The following is a 15,485-nucleotide window of genomic DNA, read 5'->3' on the forward strand; positions in this document are numbered from 1 at the left end:
GGATGCGTATTACAGCTATAATCTCACTTCACCAAGTAAGCTACACCTACGACAAGCTTGCTGAAACATCTATACTGTCTAATCTTTCGCTTCAAGCCTACTCAGGTGAGTTTGTTTCTATCATCGGTGCTAGCGGCTCAGGCAAAAGCACTCTCTTTAAGCTCATGGCCGGTTTGCTTCAGCCTAGCCTAGGTGAAATTAGGCTGCATGGCAAGCCTGCCCCCAATCGTCTCGGCAAGATTGCTTATATGCCGCAAAAGGATCTTCTTCTGCCATGGAGAACAATACTCGGCAATTGTCTGCTTCCACTTGAGCTGACACGCAGCAATCCCCATTATAACACGATCCAAATCATGGAGCTGCTAACACGCTTCGGACTAGCAGGTTATGAACAAGCTTACCCTGACGAGTTGTCAGGCGGCATGCGACAGCGGGCTGCTTTTCTACGCACGCTAGTAACCGGACAAGAGCTGCTGCTGCTGGACGAACCGTTTGGCGCGCTTGACTCCATGACCAAACGCGGCATGCATAAGTGGCTGCTAGAGCTGTGGAGCGACCTTGGAAAAACTGTCCTCTTTATCACACATGATCTTGAGGAAGCGATATTGCTGAGCGACCGCATTTATTTATTGCCAGGTGCTGCTAGCGAGGCGCAAGGGATACAGGAAATAGTCGTCCCTTTGCCGAGACCAAGACACTATGAGCAAAATTATGAACCCGACTTCATCAAGCTGCGGCAAGATTTGGAGCGAAGACTGCATGCGCAAACCTCTAATTAACCAGTGGCTGAGCCATTACGGACTATTCATACTGCTGCTCATTAGCTTACTGCTCGTTTGGCAAGCGGTCGCACAGCTCGGATTGGTTCCACCCTACATACTGCCGTCACCTAGCTCAATAGCTCAGGCATTAATCGAAGATGGCCATCTGCTGCTTGGCAAACATCTGCTGGCTACGCTTAAAGAAGTGTCCCTCGGTTTTCTATTGTCGATTGTTATTGGGACTACGCTCGCAGCAGGCATGCACACTTTTCGAATACTGGAGAAGGCGCTGTACCCGTTTGTCGTCATCAGTCAGACCATCCCGCTTATCGCTCTGTCGCCAATTTTCATTATGTGGTTTGGCTATACGATTTGGAGCAAGGTCGCTGTTGTTTTTTTGACTGCTTTTTTCCCTATCGTTGTGAGCACCTATGACGGGCTTAAGAAAAGTGGTGGCGAATATGAAGAGCTGCTGCTCACAATGGGAGCAACGCACTGGGGTATTTTCCGAAAAATACAAGTACCCATCGCCCTACCGTCCTTCTTCTCAGGACTTAAGCTGTCTATCGTCTATTGTGTTGTCGGCGCCACCATCGGTGAATGGCTTGGAGGCAGTGAAGGCCTAGGCTACTATAGCCGCCGAATGTCCAGCAATTTGAACGCCGATTCCATGTTTGCATCCGTTTTTCTGCTATCCCTCATTGGCATCTTATTATTTGCTGCCATTGTCCTTTTGGAGAAATCAATACTAAAGAGAAAGAGGTTCAATACATGATCATCAAAGCATCTATCAAATGGATAATTCCAATACTTGCTTCTCTGCTGCTCGTGCTTAACGGGTGCAGCAGCAACGTAGCCCCCACTGAAAACAAACCCGAGGACACTTCGGCAAAACAAAATCCCCAGACTATTAGCATTATGCTCGACTGGTATCCAAATGCGGTGCATTCCTTCCTCTATGCGGCTCAAACAAACGGTTATTTTGCGAAGCATGGTTTAGAGGTTAACATCCAAATGCCCGCGGATACAAATGATGCGTTGAAGCTAGTGGCTGCCGGCAAGGTTGATTTGGCGCTCAGCTACCAGCCACAGGTATTGATGGCTCGCGGCGAGGATATTCCTGTTAAATCCATTGCAGCAATCGTCAGGCATCCGCTTAATCATCTAATGGTACCAGAAGGCGGAAGCGCCAAATCACCCAAGGACCTTGTTGGTAAAAAGGTCGGCTTCTCCTCCATCCCTCTGTATGAAGCAATGATGCGCACCATGATTAAGCATGACGGCGGTGACCCGCAAAATGTGGAAATGATTGACGTTGGTTTTTCCTTTATTCCAGCTATAGCAACCAACAAAGTAGATGCGATCATCGGTGGATTTATTAATCATGAGCAATTGCTGCTTGCCAAGGAAGGGCATCCCATGACGGCGATAAACCCAACTGATTTTGGCGTGCCGGATTATTACGAGCTTGTGCTTGTAGCAAGTGATCAAGGACTAGCTGAGAAGCAGGCGTTGTTCAAAAGCTTCATCGCAGCCATTACGGAGGGTCAACAATTTGTAGCTGAAAATAAACAAAAATCGTTGTCGATTTTATTTGAGCATGAGAACCAGACCTCCCCTCTCGATAAAGAAATTGAGACAAAAAGCTTGGACATTCTTCTGCCTCTCATGGATGCAGGGAAGCAATCATTTGGATATCAGGAGCCTGCTTCTTGGTCTAATGTAAGGGATTGGCTCGTCGATAACGACTTGCTGCCAGAGGATATAAAGGCTGAGGATGCTTTTTCAAACTTGTAAATTAATTCTACTCTTTCGAAGGAGATGCACGGATGAGAAGATATCAAGCACTTACGATTGCAGGCTCGGACTCCGGCGGCGGCGCAGGTATTCAAGCTGATCTAAAAACATTTCAAGAGCTCGGCACCTACGGCATGTCGGTTATTACCGCAGTGACTGCGCAGAATACGCTTGGCGTTCAGGGCATCTACCCGCTGGATGCTGAGGCTATTAGCTGCCAGCTCTATTCGATCGGCGAGGATCTGGACCCATCCGCAGTTAAGACAGGCATGCTGTTCAGCGCAGAGATTATAAAGATCGTTGCAATGAAAGTAAAGCAATATAACTGGCATAATCTCATCATTGATCCTGTCATGGTAGCGAAAGGCGGCTCATCTCTGCTTCAGCAAGAAGCTATTCAGACACTGATTACGTATTTGCTGCCGCTCGCGCTTATAACGACTCCTAACATTCCAGAAGCTGAGCTTATCGCAAGAATCCCGATCCGGACGTTAAGCGATCGAGAGGAAGCCGCCCGAATATTCCATCAGATAGGCTCCCGCTATGTTGTCATTAAGGGCGGCCACGGTTCAAGCAGCGAACCGCTCGTTGATCTCATCTACGATGGAGAACAATTTGTATATTTGGAAAGCAAACGTATCGACACTAAGCATACTCACGGCACTGGATGCACTTTCTCCGCTGCGATTGCTGCAGAAATTGCTCAAGGCAAACCTGTACTTGAAGCTATAAGAACTGCCAAAGCCTTCATTCAAGCTGCTATTGAGGACAAGCTGGGAATTGGGAGCGGACATGGCCCAACCAATCATTTTGCTTATAGGGACAGACAGCGCTTGAGCTGATTGCATTCTATTAGAAACAGCAAACGCCGCTTCCATATAGGTCGCGGCGTTTACTAATTAGTCATGTTTTCATGCAAGCTTAGGCTTGTGTTAAAACAGCCTTCATGCCTTTTCATCCTGCTTCGGCTGCAACAAGAAGGGCTCAATCATATTATCTATACTAATATATTCAGCTTGTGACGCGCTTGGAGCTGCTAGCGCTCGAACGGGAGATACTCCAAAGTTCGTTAACGCCGATGCTATGGTGCAAAGCAGTACAGACATACATATCGCATTTTTAATCATCGTTTGTCCACCTATTCTCCAGGACGTGTCTGAAAACCCGTTCAGTGGCACCTTTCACCGCCTTTTCACCCCCTGCTTCGTTCCGTTTGCTTGACGTACCCCGGTACGCCTTCACAAACGCGCCTTGCATGGAACGAAAATTCGGAAAAATTTGCTGTCCTCTGAGTTCTCAGACACGCCCTAGTAACTCTAAACTAAGTATAGACTTTAATAGAATAATTGAAATGGACTTCAGGCATGAAATTCACCTAGACCTTAGTCGGGAAATTCAGAAAAATATATCATAAATGTATCTCTTTTACTCATTTGAACTGCAATCCTAAATTAACGATTATCCACTTTCTCTGGGTACAAATCATGATTCATGAGGCGATGCTCGGCCATTTGCTCATATTTTGTGCCAGGCTGGCCATAATTGCAATACGGGTCGATGGATATGCCGCCGCGCGGTGTGAATTTGCCCCAAACTTCTATATATCTTGGACTCATCAGCGCAATTAAATCATTCATGATAATGTTCATGCAATCCTCGTGGAAATCACCGTGATTGCGGAAGCTGAACAAATACAGCTTAAGCGACTTGCTCTCTACCATTTTGTCACCCGGAATGTATGATATATAAATGGTTGCAAAATCCGGCTGTCCCGTCATCGGACAAAGACTCGTAAATTCCGGACAATTAAATTTTACGAAATAATCGCGATTCGGATGCTTATTATCAAAGGCCTCCAAAATTTCCGGTGCATAGTTAAACAAATATTGTGTTCCTTGATTGCCTAGCAGCGTCACACCGCTCAGCTCCTCTTTGCTTCTTCCTTCCATGCTCGTTTCCGCCTCTCTTAGCTATTTTGAATTAAACGCCTTTCTTATTGCCCCATACCCAGGTATGAAGCTGCGGCAGAACGTGCACCCGCTTTAAATCCTGATTCGGCATAACCTTCTCGATTAGCCATTCATAACGCTCCAATAAATAAGGAAGCAAGAGCTGCGGCTCCGTTTCCTGCAAGTTTCCATTGCCTGCCTGCAAATAATAAGGGACCATTGGATACCTGAGGTGAACGTATGTCGCATACTCTAGATCGTCCTCGTCGAAAACGACTGTTTTTAAGCAAAAGCTAGTTGATTTCCGATTCAGTTTGGACACGATTTCATCAAGCTTCGACCAGTCTGTCTTCATGCCAGAGCTCGGCGGCTTAGGCGACAACGTAAGCTCATCAATCGACCAAAACCAGTCCTGCCAACGACTCCCTTGTGTCTCCAGTGCAACGCTGATGTTTCGTTTATGGAGCTCATCAACAAATTCACCCAGCTGTGGGAGCAGTGCGGGATTGCCGCCGGAAATCGTCACATGCTCAAACGTATTTCCACCTATTTCTTTTAATTGCTCTATTATTTCAAATGCTGTCAGCATGCGAATATCTTCTTTGCCGCTGCCGTCCCAAGTAAATGCCGAATCGCACCAAGAGCAGCTGTAATCGCAGCCAGCAGTACGAACGAACATCGTTTTCCGGCCAATAACCATACCTTCTCCTTGGACCGTAGGGCCGAATATTTCCATTACAGGAATTCGTTTATTGGATGGCATCATTAGACCGCCTCCCGCTTCGGACGATAAATACAATAGCTCGTCGGCGTTTCACGCAAAAAGACTTGAACGCATTGCGGACGATTTACAGTACCATCCAAATGGCGCTGAACGATGTCGCTAATCGTTCGTGCTACCACTTCAGTCGTAGGAAAACGATCGGGCAACACATTGCTAAAGTGTTCGTTGTCGTCATTTAGCAAAGAATGGTCAAAACGATCATGAATCAAGCTTTTAATTATAGCGAAGTTGACAAGAAAACCTGCCTCGTCAAGCTCATCGCCTGCAACTGTTACATTCGCATAATAAGTATGGCCATGAAGCTGCTGGCATTTTCCAGCCTCTTCACTCGGTACGAAGTGAGCTGCTGCAAAGTGAAAATCCTTATTAAGCTCATAACTATAGCTATGCTGTGCGGCCGGATAAATCTGCTGTATCATCGCTTCACCCTAAATGCGCTGGACCAAATATTCGTCCAACCCTTTCCTCCGAAGCTGACAAGCCGGACAATCTCCGCAGCCATCCGCAATAATCCCGTTATAGCAGGTCAATGTGCGTTCACGGACAAAATTGAAGGCGCCCAGCTCATCCGCAAGCTTCCATGTCTCGGCTTTGTTCAGCCACATAAGCGGCGTATCGATCACAAACGAATAGTCCATCGATAAGTTCAGCGTCACATTTAACGACTTTACGAATATATCTCGGCAATCCGGATATCCGCTAAAGTCCGTTTCGCATACGCCTGTTACGATATGTTTCGCACCCAGTTGCTTTGCTAGCACTGCTGCGAACGTAAGAAATAACAGATTGCGGCCATCAACAAAAGTTGTAGGCAGCTCTCCTTCTTTTTGCTCAATCGCGATATCGTCTCTTGTGAGTGCATTAGGTGCCAATTGATTAAGAAGGGACATATCAAGAATATGATGCTTAATCTGAAGTTCCTTGGCGATAGCCGCCGCGCAATCCAGCTCAAGCTTATGCCGCTGCCCATAGTTGAACGTAACGGCCTCTACCTCCTCGAATCGTTCCATTGCCCAAAATAAACAGGTCGTACTGTCCTGACCGCCGCTAAACACAACGATCGCTTTTTCTGATTTCATGCTGCATCTCCCTCTCTGATGTGAGAAGACCGAGATCGCTTGAATTCCTTCGTATATACATAAAAAACCAAAGAAACGGCGCGAAGCGTTAAAAAAACCGCTTCGCGCCGAACGCGAAAACGACGATGTCACCTAATGGGACAATCGTTTCGCATAGTTTTTTATAGAGGGAGTTCGCGAACCTCTCCCGAGAGCTATCATTGTCCGTAGACAACAGCTTCGGAGTTTCTTCTTCAGTTGTTCATTCACAAGTACTATAGCACAGCTTCTTGCTTAAAGAAACAGACAGTATTTCACTGTAAATATTAGGAACTTAGAGGACTGGAATATAAAAAAACATCTATTCAGCAATCTCTTTCAGCTTCATCAAAGTCTTAAGGACATGATCAATCAGCTCCGGAATATCCTCCATTTGCTCTTCGCCTATTTTGCGACTAAAGCCAAGCTCGATCACATTCGAATAGGTAGGCAGCTCCGTGCCAAAAAGGTAGCTTATCGTTTGTGTCGGTTCTACATCCGGCTCCCAAATACGCTGCATGATTTGCTTAATTTGGCTGCACTGCGTTGTGACATCCGTCACTTCCATGAAGAAACGAATTCGAAGCGAGCATGCAGGGGTCTCGCCCGTCAGCTCCAATATTTCCGCCGCCAAATCCTTAAGCGAAGCAGTCAGCTGAATTTCCGCAGACACCCCTGCACTTTCAGCAAGCTTAAACTCCAGCATAAATTCTCGCGACATAACCGCCAGCTCCAGACGATCTACCCGGTTGATAATATCAATTTTCCGGTCGAGCGTATCCAAATCATAGAGCTGATTCTCAAAGACTACTTTCAAATTTTCATAAACAGTTGGATCAAACATTGATTTCCCTCACTTATACTACAATATCGTCTTTGCTATTGTAGTCGATAAGAGTAACAGAATCGAGCCTTCGATCCGCTTTTTTGACACTTTAATCTATACCGAAGTCCATATTTGTAATATTATTGCAATAAAGAAAAGAGGTGCTGCATCGATGAAAATAGCTTTTATTTTATTTGATGGCGTTACTTTTTTGGATTTTGTCGGCTTCTATGATGTCATCACTCGCTTGAAGTACTACGAATCCACAAAAGAGTTCTCTTGGGATATCTGTGCGCTGCAGGAAGAGGTTACGGATGAGCTTGGCATGACGATTAAAGTCAATCAAGTCAAGCCGGATCTAACACAATATGACCTCATTTTCATTCCCGGAGGGCTTGGAACAAGAGCGTTAAGGTTTGATGAATCGTTCACCGCTTGGATAAAGGAGGCTCAGCAGGCAAAGTATATCGTCTCGGTTTGTACAGGATCGCTGCTGCTTGGAGCCGCTGGTTATCTGACTAATAAAAACGCAACCACCCATCCGTTCGCCTATGATTTATTAGAGCCCTACTGCAAAGAGGTTATTCGCTCGCGTATTGTACGGGACGGCAATGTCATTACAGCCGGAGGAGTCGCCACCTCGATTGATTTGGGTCTTTACATCATCGGGTTTTTCTTAGAAGAGCATGAGGTGAAAAGTATTAAAAAACAAATGGATTACCCTTATGAAATGGAAGGCATAGCGATCTATTAACCTCTCTACCGGAAAAGTAGTATCGCAAGAACAGACGGAGGTGAGCCGTTGAGCACCATTGATACGATAATCTTTGACCTAGACCAGACCATGCTTGATAAAAACCAATCGTTAATCAACTTTGCAAAGTATCAGTATGAACGTTTTGCACTCCATGCCTTCATTGCAGACAGAGATGAATTTATAGCGAGGTTTACTGAATTAAATAACAGGCTCATACCCAAAGAAGATGTATATAACGAGTTAATCGGATTTTTCAAGATTGAAGATGCTCTAATTACACCGCTGCTCGATGATTTAAACCATCACTTTCATCAATACAGCGTCGGGTTTCCCGGCATGAATGAAATGCTTCTCTCCTTAAAGCAGCGAGGATATAAATTAGGCATGATTACGAATGGCAGGGAATTTTATCAGAGAAATAAAGTAACTGCTCTCGGTATTATGGAGCTATTTGATGATATTGTGATTTCAGGTGCGGTCAATTTGCGAAAGCCTGATCAAGCTATTTTTCAATTGTCGCTCTCTAATTTAAGCTCTACGTCTGCGCAGTCCGTTTTTGTTGGCGATAATCTCAAGGCTGACATTATTCCGGCTAACAAATTAGGGATGCGAACGATTCTGAAGAGCAATGACCACTCGATTAGCTATCCAGATGCGATATGTCATGATTTACGAGAAATACCAGCGATCATCCATCGTTTTTCAGCATAAAAGAAGTCACAGAGGCTGCTCCTCAAGTAGATTTATCTACATGTGGAGCAGCCTCTTATTGTGTCAATTCAGCTATTTAACTACTCCACCGCTGCCGCTTCTAAAGCCCCTTTAAATATAAAAGCAGCGGCGATAAAGCGAGCTCACGTACGCCATCTGCTACTAATCCCGCCATTTGAATGCCGCCCAGCTCTTGAAAATGTGTGTCGTCCTGAGCGCCATCAGGAAAATGAATAAATTCCCCCGGGTAAGCCCACATGAACAGCGCCTTAGAGGGCTCGTCTCCCAAACGCTCATACAAATCTTTGCTCTTTGCAGCCAAATCGATCAGCGGAACATCCAGCTCTGCCGCAAGCTGCTTCATTCCGAGCAAATAATCACCATGAGTATCGATAATCCTGCCTTGCTCGTCGAATTTGCGGCGATGCATCGGTGTAATTAATACAGGTTTTGCACCGCGTGCCCTTGATTCCTCTACATAAACGGCCAGCATTTCCTTAAAGCTGCCAAACGGTTCAGTTGCCCGCTCTTCATCCGGCTTCTCGTCATTATGTCCGAATTGAATCCATAAATAGTCGCCCGGCTTTATTTGCTCCATGATAGCTGCCAATCGCCCTTCGTTAATAAAGCTTCGTGAGCTTCTTCCCGACATGGCATGATTATCAATCGCTACATCCGTCTTGAAATAAAGCGGAAGCATCTGCCCCCATCCGGCATATGGGAACGTATCTTGATCGGTTACGGTAGAGTCTCCCGCCAAATAAATCGTCGTCGCTTGCTTCGCCTCGTCAATCTGAAGTGCATTAATTCGCGGCGCTACTCCTGAGAAGGCAAGCCGCAGCCGTCCATCGGTTACTTTGACGGTGAAGCTGTGCACCGCATATTGCCCTGCTGATGTAACGGCCTTGTGCAGCACTATGCGCCCAACGCCATATTTTAACGTAGTAGAGGTTGGAGCAATGGCATCGCCTATCGTAGCTGTTATCGTGTAGCAGCCATTTGGCAGATCAACAACAAACGCTGCTTCAAGTGGAATACAGAAAGCTCCGCGAAGACGATCCGCCTCTTCTCTATTCCGCGAGCTTATACGCAGGGTTGACTCAAAACCGTAGCCTGCGTCTTTGTTATAGATCGTATTCGGCAGTACTTGTATATAAGGTGAAGCGGGAGCGCTGCCGATCCCAAAATCAAACTTAAGCGAAACAGTCATGAAGGCACCATCCTAACGGTTTATTTATGTCATTCTAGAATATCAAAATACGGCAAGATAGGAAGTTAAATAGAAGGGGTTTTTGTTCAAAATTCAGTCCACCTGCGTTTGGTTGCCTTATGAAGGAGCGCTGTGCTTTATCTTTTTCACTCGATGGCTCTCTACTAGTTATGCATACGAGAAAAATTCCATACGAATAAATTCGTCAAAATTTGCGTTACCCGCGGAATTCCGTATACTAATAGATAGGAATCATATAGGAGCTATTTACTAATTGAGGTGACACAAGTGGACGAGTTAAAACAAGCCTATGAAACGATGGGGCTGCCAGAACTTGCGGCCAAAGAGGAAGTGGAGAAGCGTTATACGACACTTATGCGTCAATCACGCTCCAGAGCACAGCTGCAGAAAGATAACGCGGGGGATGCGGATGAATCTTTTGCAACGATTACGAAAGCATATCGACTGATTCTAGAGTACGAGGATCGCAAGCTAACCGATGCCTTCAACGAGCAAGAGTACGGTAAATACAAGAAGATGGCTGGACAAGCTCAGAAAATGGATCATTTCTGGCGCTATTACAAGTTTCACACGCTCGGAGCCATCGCTGCGGTAGCACTTATTATTTATGGTGTAATCAGCTTCATGAACTATCGTGAAGAACAAGAGCGGCTCGCTAATTTGCCGCCCGTCGATTTGAACGTTTCATTTATGGGCAATTACATGCTGAAGGATGATGCGCCTAAGAAAGAGCCGATTGAAACCGCTCTTTTGACAGCGTTTCCCGAATGGAAAAGATTTGTTTCTACGCTTACGTTTGTCCCTAAAGACCAGCAATCACAATTTGCCTATATGCAGAAAGCAGTGCTCGTACTAGCTACTGAGCATCCGGATGTATATATTATGGATGAGAGCATTTTCGATTGGATCGGCGTTCAGGGAATGCTTATGAAGCTAGACGACGATGTTAACGGAGTGTTCAAGCCGCACATGACTGACAGCCTTTCGAAGAAGCTTAAGACCGACGAGGATACCCAAGAGCATGTCTACGGAATTGACCTCAGCAAGAGTGCACTGGTCAACCAGCTTCCGCTGTATAAAGAAAACATGATTATCGGCATCAGAGTCGACAGCAAAAATCCAGACAAAGCCAAAGCATTCATTAATAAATACCTGGCTACAATAAAATAGCTAAATAACAAAAAAGCCCGATTCCGACAGCCATAATGATGGTATGTGCGGAAATCGGGCTTTTTAAATGTTGACTGGCCGACAGTACTATTGAAATACATCTTATCTCATGCTATTCAAGGATTCTCCTTCAACTAGCCCTCTCCCAAATGCTTCAGCACGATGCTCTCAACATGCTTCAAATGCTGCTTCATTTGCTCAGCTGCAAGCTCAGGGTCCTTTTTAGCAATCGCTTCAACTATTGTAGAATGCTCACTATAAAGTCGTTCCGCAACAGCCGCACTCGAATAAAGCTCCACCCGCCTAATATCATGGATAGCTGTTTCGATATGATTCATAATCGATTCGAACAAACGTACCATGATCGTGTTATGGGTCGCATTGGCAAGCGTGAGATGAAATCGTAAATCCAGTCTCTCACCTTCGGACTCATCACCAGCGGCACGCTCCATCTCATCGATAATTTGGCTCAGCTGTTTAATATCCTCATCCGTATGCTTCACAGCTGCGATTGCAGCATTGGAAACCTCAAGCGATTCGCGAGCTTCCAGTAATTCCAGCACCGTCTTGCGGTTCATACGGAGAGACGCTAGCTCCGGCAGCTCCATATCAATCGGTACGCTGCGAATGACGCGACAGCCGCCTCCTTGCCGAATTTCAATCAAGCCCATCGCTTTAAGTGCGCTCAGCGCTTCGCGGGTAGTCGAGCGCCCTACCCCAAATTGCTCGGACATTTGTTTCGTAGAGGGAAGCTTATCTCCCACTTTTAATTTGCCATCTATAATAAGACGCTTCACTTGCTCGGTAATTTCCTCGTAATGATTGCGTTTTGACAGCTTCTCTACTTCTAATGACGGAATAACCTCTCACCTCCAACCTTAAACGGCATGCACTGCCTTCTAACAACGCCAAGCCGCTTCTCCTACCTTACTTTACAGCTACCCGACTAACAGCGCATACACGATCCCTGGTCCGTGAACACCGATAGTCAAATCATTCTCAATATCGGATGAGCGGCTTGGGCCAGTAATAAAATGAATACCTGCTGGCAGCTGCTCGCGTCCCGCTTCATCAAACGTCACGAGCACTTCGCCAAGCCTCGTTTTCAAACGTTCGATCGGGATAATAATAATAAGTACGGTTGGCAGCAAACTGACGGACCGCCCTTTATTTGGAGCTGATAATACAGTAACCGAACCCGTATAGGCAACGGCATGATCCGCGATCACGATGCCAAAATCTGCTTCAGCTGCACGAGCGCGCCAATGCTGCTCAACATCCGTATTCCACACCGATACCTGCGAATCCTTCAAAGCGCCTTCAAGCTCGAGCTCATCCAGCTCTGGCTGATTTTGACGAATAATATATTTAGCACTCATTTCCTCCGCTTTGGAAACGATAAAGGATTTCACATCATCCATCGATGGAAGACGGGCTACATGACCGCCTACTGAAAGAAAATTGTCTGTAAACTGTTTAATTCGCTCTTCTTCCGGCCATTCGAATGAGTTCCAGAAATCGGGAGCTCCGCGAAATGGATGCTGCGGCTTATGTGTCATTCGCGGATGTCTCAGCTTAGCCGCAATATCATTCATAAAAAGCTCCTGTTTCGCCCGCGAATCTGCTTCAAGCTTTTCCAGCCATTGTTGATGTGTCTCAGCCATGACCATGTCCTCCTTTACCTTGCTTCTCCTCATGCTCACGATTACGTACAAGCTCCTCCATCCGATTTTGCATCGACGGCACCATCTGTTTTAAACCCTGCTTCAGCTCTTGATCAAGCGTATCCCAGCGATCACGGAACGATTCCTTTGGCAGGCTAGGTGTTACACGATAGGTGTTCCAGCCCTTTAGCGGCCCAAGCTTCGTCTTAATGACACCGCTTCGTACGACGAGCTTCTGACCGAGCTTACCGAGTCGCAGTACCCCGCCAAGTCGCGAGGAATTGCCCATAACGGTGGCGAAGCCTTGCATACCGATGGACTCCATTTTGCTGCCATTTCCACTTTCCACCTTGCGTCTGCGTAAATAAACAAGCATATCATGAAGGGGGATTTTTACCGGACAAGCCTCATAGCAAGCGCCGCATAAGCTGGAAGCATTGGCGACATCATCCCATTCGGCGATGTTTTTGTTCAAGGACGGCGTAAGCACGGCTCCAATTGGACCGCTATACGTGCTGCCATAAGCGTGACCGCCAATGTGGCGATAAACCGGACAAGCATTCAGACATGCACCGCAGCGAATACAATTGAGCAGCTCTTGGAATTCCGGATCGCCAAGCTGCAAAGAACGGCCATTATCAATTATTATGATGTGCATTTCGTCCGGGCCGTCTGCATCCTCGGAGCGGCGCGGGCCTGTAATGCCATTCATATACATCGTCAGCTTTTGTCCTGTTGCCGAGCGCGGCAGCAATGTAGCCATCACCTCAAGATCAGACCACGATGGAATGATTCGCTCCATACCCATCAACGTAATTTGCGTTTTAGGGACGGTACTCACCATCCGAGCATTGCCTTCATTTTCAAAAAGCACCATCGATCCTGTCTCCGCAATCGCAAAGTTGCAGCCGGTCATGCCGATCTCAGCCTCCAAAAACTTCTCGCGCAGCTTTTTGCGAACGAAACCTGCAAGCGCCGTCGTATCCGGCGGCAGCGTATAACCAGCCTCCTTGGACAGCAATTCGGCGATTTGATAACGGTTTTTGTGAATGGCTGGGATGACGATGTGGGATGGCATTTCACCTGCAAGCTGAATAATATATTCGCCTAAGTCGGTTTCTACCGCTTCAACGCCAATGGATTCAAGCGCATGATTAAGATGCAGCTCCTCTGAAACCATTGACTTGGATTTAACGACCGACTTCGCATTCGCATGCTCTGCAATGTCTAGCGTCAGCTTGACCGCTTCCTCAGCCGTACTCGCAAAATGGATATGAACGCCGTTTGCGCGGGCATTGTTCACAAACAAGTTCAAATAATAATCCAAATGCGCGATCGTATGGAGACGAATTTGTCTGCCCCGCTCCCGCCATTCTTCCCAATTCCCGTGCTCGTCAGTCGCTTTTTTCTTCCCATTGCGCAGCCGTTCTGTTGTGAATCGCACCGCTTTGCGTAGAAATTCGTCGTTGAGGGCAAGATCCGCTCTTGCTTTTACTGTAGCTTCCTTTTTCACGACAGCCATCTTATTTCACCCCTTCATATAGCAGCTCAGCCAAATGCATAACACGGACCGGTTCGTTGCGATAGCGCAGGTTTCCAGCAATGTTGAGCAAACAAGCCATATCTAGCCCGACCAACACTTCCGCTTCCGTCTCCAGCACATGATCGACCTTCTCCGTCACCATTGCTCCAGAAATATCAGCCATCTTGACAGCGAATGTTCCGCCAAAGCCGCAGCAATCCTCAGCAAATGGGAGCGGTACGAGCTCAAGCCCCCTCACATTCTGAATAAGCGCAAGCGGCTCATCCTTTACGCCAAGTATCCGACTGCCGTGGCAGGAAGGATGATAGGTCACTTTATGAGGAAATGCAGCGCCAACATCCGTAACGCCAAGCACCTGCACCAGAAACTGTGTAAATTCATAAGATTTGCTCTGAAGCTTGTTGGCCCGTTTCAGCATGACCGGATCATCCTCGAACAGCTTCGGATAATGGTGAATCATTCCCGTGCAGGAGCCTGATGGTGAAATAACGAAGTCGCTGTCTTCAAACGCATCCAATATCGTTTTGGCAGACTCCCTCGCTTCCTTCCAATAGCCGCTGTTGTAGGCCGGCTGACCGCAGCAGGTTTGCACCGTCGGAAACTCCAATGAAACACCGTACTTTGCCAGCAAGCGCACCATCGCTTCGCCGACCCTTGGATATAACGCATCGCTTAAGCAAGTAATAAATAATGAGACCTTCATACCCGCACCCCTTTCGTAACTTATACCTCTATAATATCAGGTTGTCAGACAAGTTTGGTGAAAATTTTTTATGTGAAAAATGTTCTAGATGAAAGAACACCTATGCGCTTTACAGCTCTCTATCGCTGATAACCAAACTGCCGCTGTAGTCTGTAAGCACCTATAGGTGCTTATAGACTCTCAACAATGTAACTTTTACCGCTGTAAGAACTCATATGCGCTTACAGCTCTCTTTCGTAGGTAACCAGCCTGTTAAGTTGCTCAATAAGCACATATAGGTGCTTACAGACTCTCAACAATGTAACTTTTATCGCTGTAAGAACACATATGCGCTTACAGCTCTCTTTCGTAGGTAACCAGCCTGTTAAGTTGCTCAATAAGCACATATAGGTGCTTACAAGCACTCTGAAACGCCACATTTCCCGCTGTAAGAACACATATGCGCTTAAAGCTCTCTTTCGTGGGTAACCAGCCTGTTAAGTTGCTCAATAA

18 protein-coding genes and 1 riboswitch are annotated in these 15,485 nt (G+C 46.5%); of the genes, 7 read left to right on the forward strand and 11 right to left on the reverse strand.

The features are described from left to right. Positions 1 to 2: 2 nt before the first annotated feature. Genes AB4Z45_RS30295 through thiD form a run of 4 tightly spaced genes read left to right on the forward strand, consistent with a single transcriptional unit; the run spans position 3 to position 3,400 of the window. Complete coding sequence (locus tag AB4Z45_RS30295) at positions 3 to 779, forward strand: ABC transporter ATP-binding protein (RefSeq protein WP_441913097.1); 777 nt, start codon at positions 3 to 5, stop codon at positions 777 to 779. Further along, on the forward strand, positions 760 to 1,536 hold the full coding sequence (locus tag AB4Z45_RS30300; RefSeq protein WP_441913099.1) for an ABC transporter permease: 777 nt from the start codon (positions 760 to 762) through the stop codon (positions 1,534 to 1,536). The genes AB4Z45_RS30295 and AB4Z45_RS30300 overlap by 20 nt, the downstream gene beginning before the upstream one ends. After that, positions 1,533 to 2,558 (forward strand): ABC transporter substrate-binding protein, encoded by a 1,026-nt coding sequence (locus AB4Z45_RS30305; protein WP_441913101.1) that lies wholly within the window; start codon positions 1,533 to 1,535, stop codon positions 2,556 to 2,558. Before AB4Z45_RS30300 ends, AB4Z45_RS30305 begins: the two co-directional genes overlap by 4 nt. A 32-nt stretch (positions 2,559 to 2,590) precedes the next feature. Continuing rightward, complete coding sequence (gene thiD, locus AB4Z45_RS30310; protein WP_441913103.1) at positions 2,591 to 3,400, forward strand: bifunctional hydroxymethylpyrimidine kinase/phosphomethylpyrimidine kinase; 810 nt, start codon at positions 2,591 to 2,593, stop codon at positions 3,398 to 3,400. Positions 3,401 to 3,502: 102 nt separating this feature from the next. Here the strand turns inward: thiD and AB4Z45_RS30315 are convergent, their stop codons facing one another. From AB4Z45_RS30315 to AB4Z45_RS30340, 6 genes are all read right to left on the reverse strand, one after another. Further along, on the reverse strand, positions 3,503 to 3,685 hold the full coding sequence (locus AB4Z45_RS30315; protein ID WP_076266766.1) for a hypothetical protein: 183 nt from the start codon (positions 3,683 to 3,685) through the stop codon (positions 3,503 to 3,505). 324 nt (positions 3,686 to 4,009) lie between these two features. Next, positions 4,010 to 4,507, reverse strand: a complete 498-nt coding sequence (queF, locus tag AB4Z45_RS30320) for a preQ(1) synthase (protein WP_339203627.1) — start codon at positions 4,505 to 4,507, stop codon at positions 4,010 to 4,012. Between the two features lie 31 nt (positions 4,508 to 4,538). Continuing rightward, positions 4,539 to 5,273, reverse strand: a complete 735-nt coding sequence (queE, locus tag AB4Z45_RS30325; protein ID WP_441913105.1) for a 7-carboxy-7-deazaguanine synthase QueE — start codon at positions 5,271 to 5,273, stop codon at positions 4,539 to 4,541. Beyond that, entirely contained in the window at positions 5,273 to 5,710 is a 438-nt protein-coding gene (queD, locus tag AB4Z45_RS30330; RefSeq protein WP_441913107.1) for a 6-carboxytetrahydropterin synthase QueD, read from the reverse strand. Before queD ends, queE begins: the two co-directional genes overlap by 1 nt. A 9-nt stretch (positions 5,711 to 5,719) precedes the next feature. Continuing rightward, positions 5,720 to 6,370: a 7-cyano-7-deazaguanine synthase QueC gene (gene queC / locus AB4Z45_RS30335; protein ID WP_441913109.1), complete on the reverse strand. Its 651-nt coding sequence runs from the start codon at positions 6,368 to 6,370 to the stop codon at positions 5,720 to 5,722. Positions 6,371 to 6,517: 147 nt separating this feature from the next. After that, a riboswitch (PreQ1 riboswitch) is annotated at positions 6,518 to 6,561 on the reverse strand. A 149-nt stretch (positions 6,562 to 6,710) separates the two neighbouring features. After that, the gene (locus tag AB4Z45_RS30340; RefSeq protein ID WP_441913111.1) at positions 6,711 to 7,232 is read right to left on the reverse strand and encodes a hypothetical protein; all 522 of its coding nucleotides are present in this window, start codon (positions 7,230 to 7,232) and stop codon (positions 6,711 to 6,713) included. A 154-nt stretch (positions 7,233 to 7,386) separates the two neighbouring features. Here AB4Z45_RS30340 and AB4Z45_RS30345 point away from each other — a divergent pair, with 154 nt between their 5' ends. Beyond that, positions 7,387 to 7,968 carry a DJ-1/PfpI family protein gene (locus AB4Z45_RS30345; RefSeq protein WP_441913113.1) on the forward strand — a complete coding sequence of 194 codons (582 nt, stop codon included), beginning with the start codon at positions 7,387 to 7,389 and terminating at the stop codon, positions 7,966 to 7,968. 48 nt (positions 7,969 to 8,016) lie between these two features. Continuing rightward, on the forward strand, positions 8,017 to 8,682 hold the full coding sequence (locus tag AB4Z45_RS30350; protein ID WP_441913115.1) for an HAD family hydrolase: 666 nt from the start codon (positions 8,017 to 8,019) through the stop codon (positions 8,680 to 8,682). Positions 8,683 to 8,782: 100 nt separating this feature from the next. Here AB4Z45_RS30350 and AB4Z45_RS30355 read toward each other — a convergent pair whose 3' ends face one another. Beyond that, complete coding sequence (locus AB4Z45_RS30355; RefSeq protein WP_441913117.1) at positions 8,783 to 9,892, reverse strand: rhamnogalacturonan acetylesterase; 1,110 nt, start codon at positions 9,890 to 9,892, stop codon at positions 8,783 to 8,785. Positions 9,893 to 10,180: 288 nt separating this feature from the next. Here AB4Z45_RS30355 and AB4Z45_RS30360 point away from each other — a divergent pair, with 288 nt between their 5' ends. Next, positions 10,181 to 11,083 (forward strand): hypothetical protein, encoded by a 903-nt coding sequence (locus AB4Z45_RS30360; RefSeq protein ID WP_076266758.1) that lies wholly within the window; start codon positions 10,181 to 10,183, stop codon positions 11,081 to 11,083. A gap of 134 nt (positions 11,084 to 11,217) precedes the next feature. Here the strand turns inward: AB4Z45_RS30360 and AB4Z45_RS30365 are convergent, their stop codons facing one another. The 4 genes from AB4Z45_RS30365 to AB4Z45_RS30380 form a co-directional block, all read right to left on the reverse strand. Beyond that, positions 11,218 to 11,943 carry a FadR/GntR family transcriptional regulator gene (locus AB4Z45_RS30365; RefSeq protein ID WP_441913129.1) on the reverse strand — a complete coding sequence of 242 codons (726 nt, stop codon included), beginning with the start codon at positions 11,941 to 11,943 and terminating at the stop codon, positions 11,218 to 11,220. Between the two features lie 78 nt (positions 11,944 to 12,021). Next, positions 12,022 to 12,747, reverse strand: a complete 726-nt coding sequence (locus tag AB4Z45_RS30370; protein WP_441913119.1) for a LutC/YkgG family protein — start codon at positions 12,745 to 12,747, stop codon at positions 12,022 to 12,024. Then, positions 12,740 to 14,269 (reverse strand): LutB/LldF family L-lactate oxidation iron-sulfur protein, encoded by a 1,530-nt coding sequence (locus AB4Z45_RS30375; protein ID WP_441913121.1) that lies wholly within the window; start codon positions 14,267 to 14,269, stop codon positions 12,740 to 12,742. Before AB4Z45_RS30375 ends, AB4Z45_RS30370 begins: the two co-directional genes overlap by 8 nt. Position 14,270: 1 nt before the next feature. Beyond that, positions 14,271 to 14,993 carry a (Fe-S)-binding protein gene (locus tag AB4Z45_RS30380; RefSeq protein ID WP_441913123.1) on the reverse strand — a complete coding sequence of 241 codons (723 nt, stop codon included), beginning with the start codon at positions 14,991 to 14,993 and terminating at the stop codon, positions 14,271 to 14,273. Positions 14,994 to 15,485 lie beyond the last annotated feature (492 nt).

This window comes from Paenibacillus sp. MCAF9 (assembly GCF_052114265.1).
Classification (GTDB): domain Bacteria; phylum Bacillota; class Bacilli; order Paenibacillales; family Paenibacillaceae; genus Pristimantibacillus.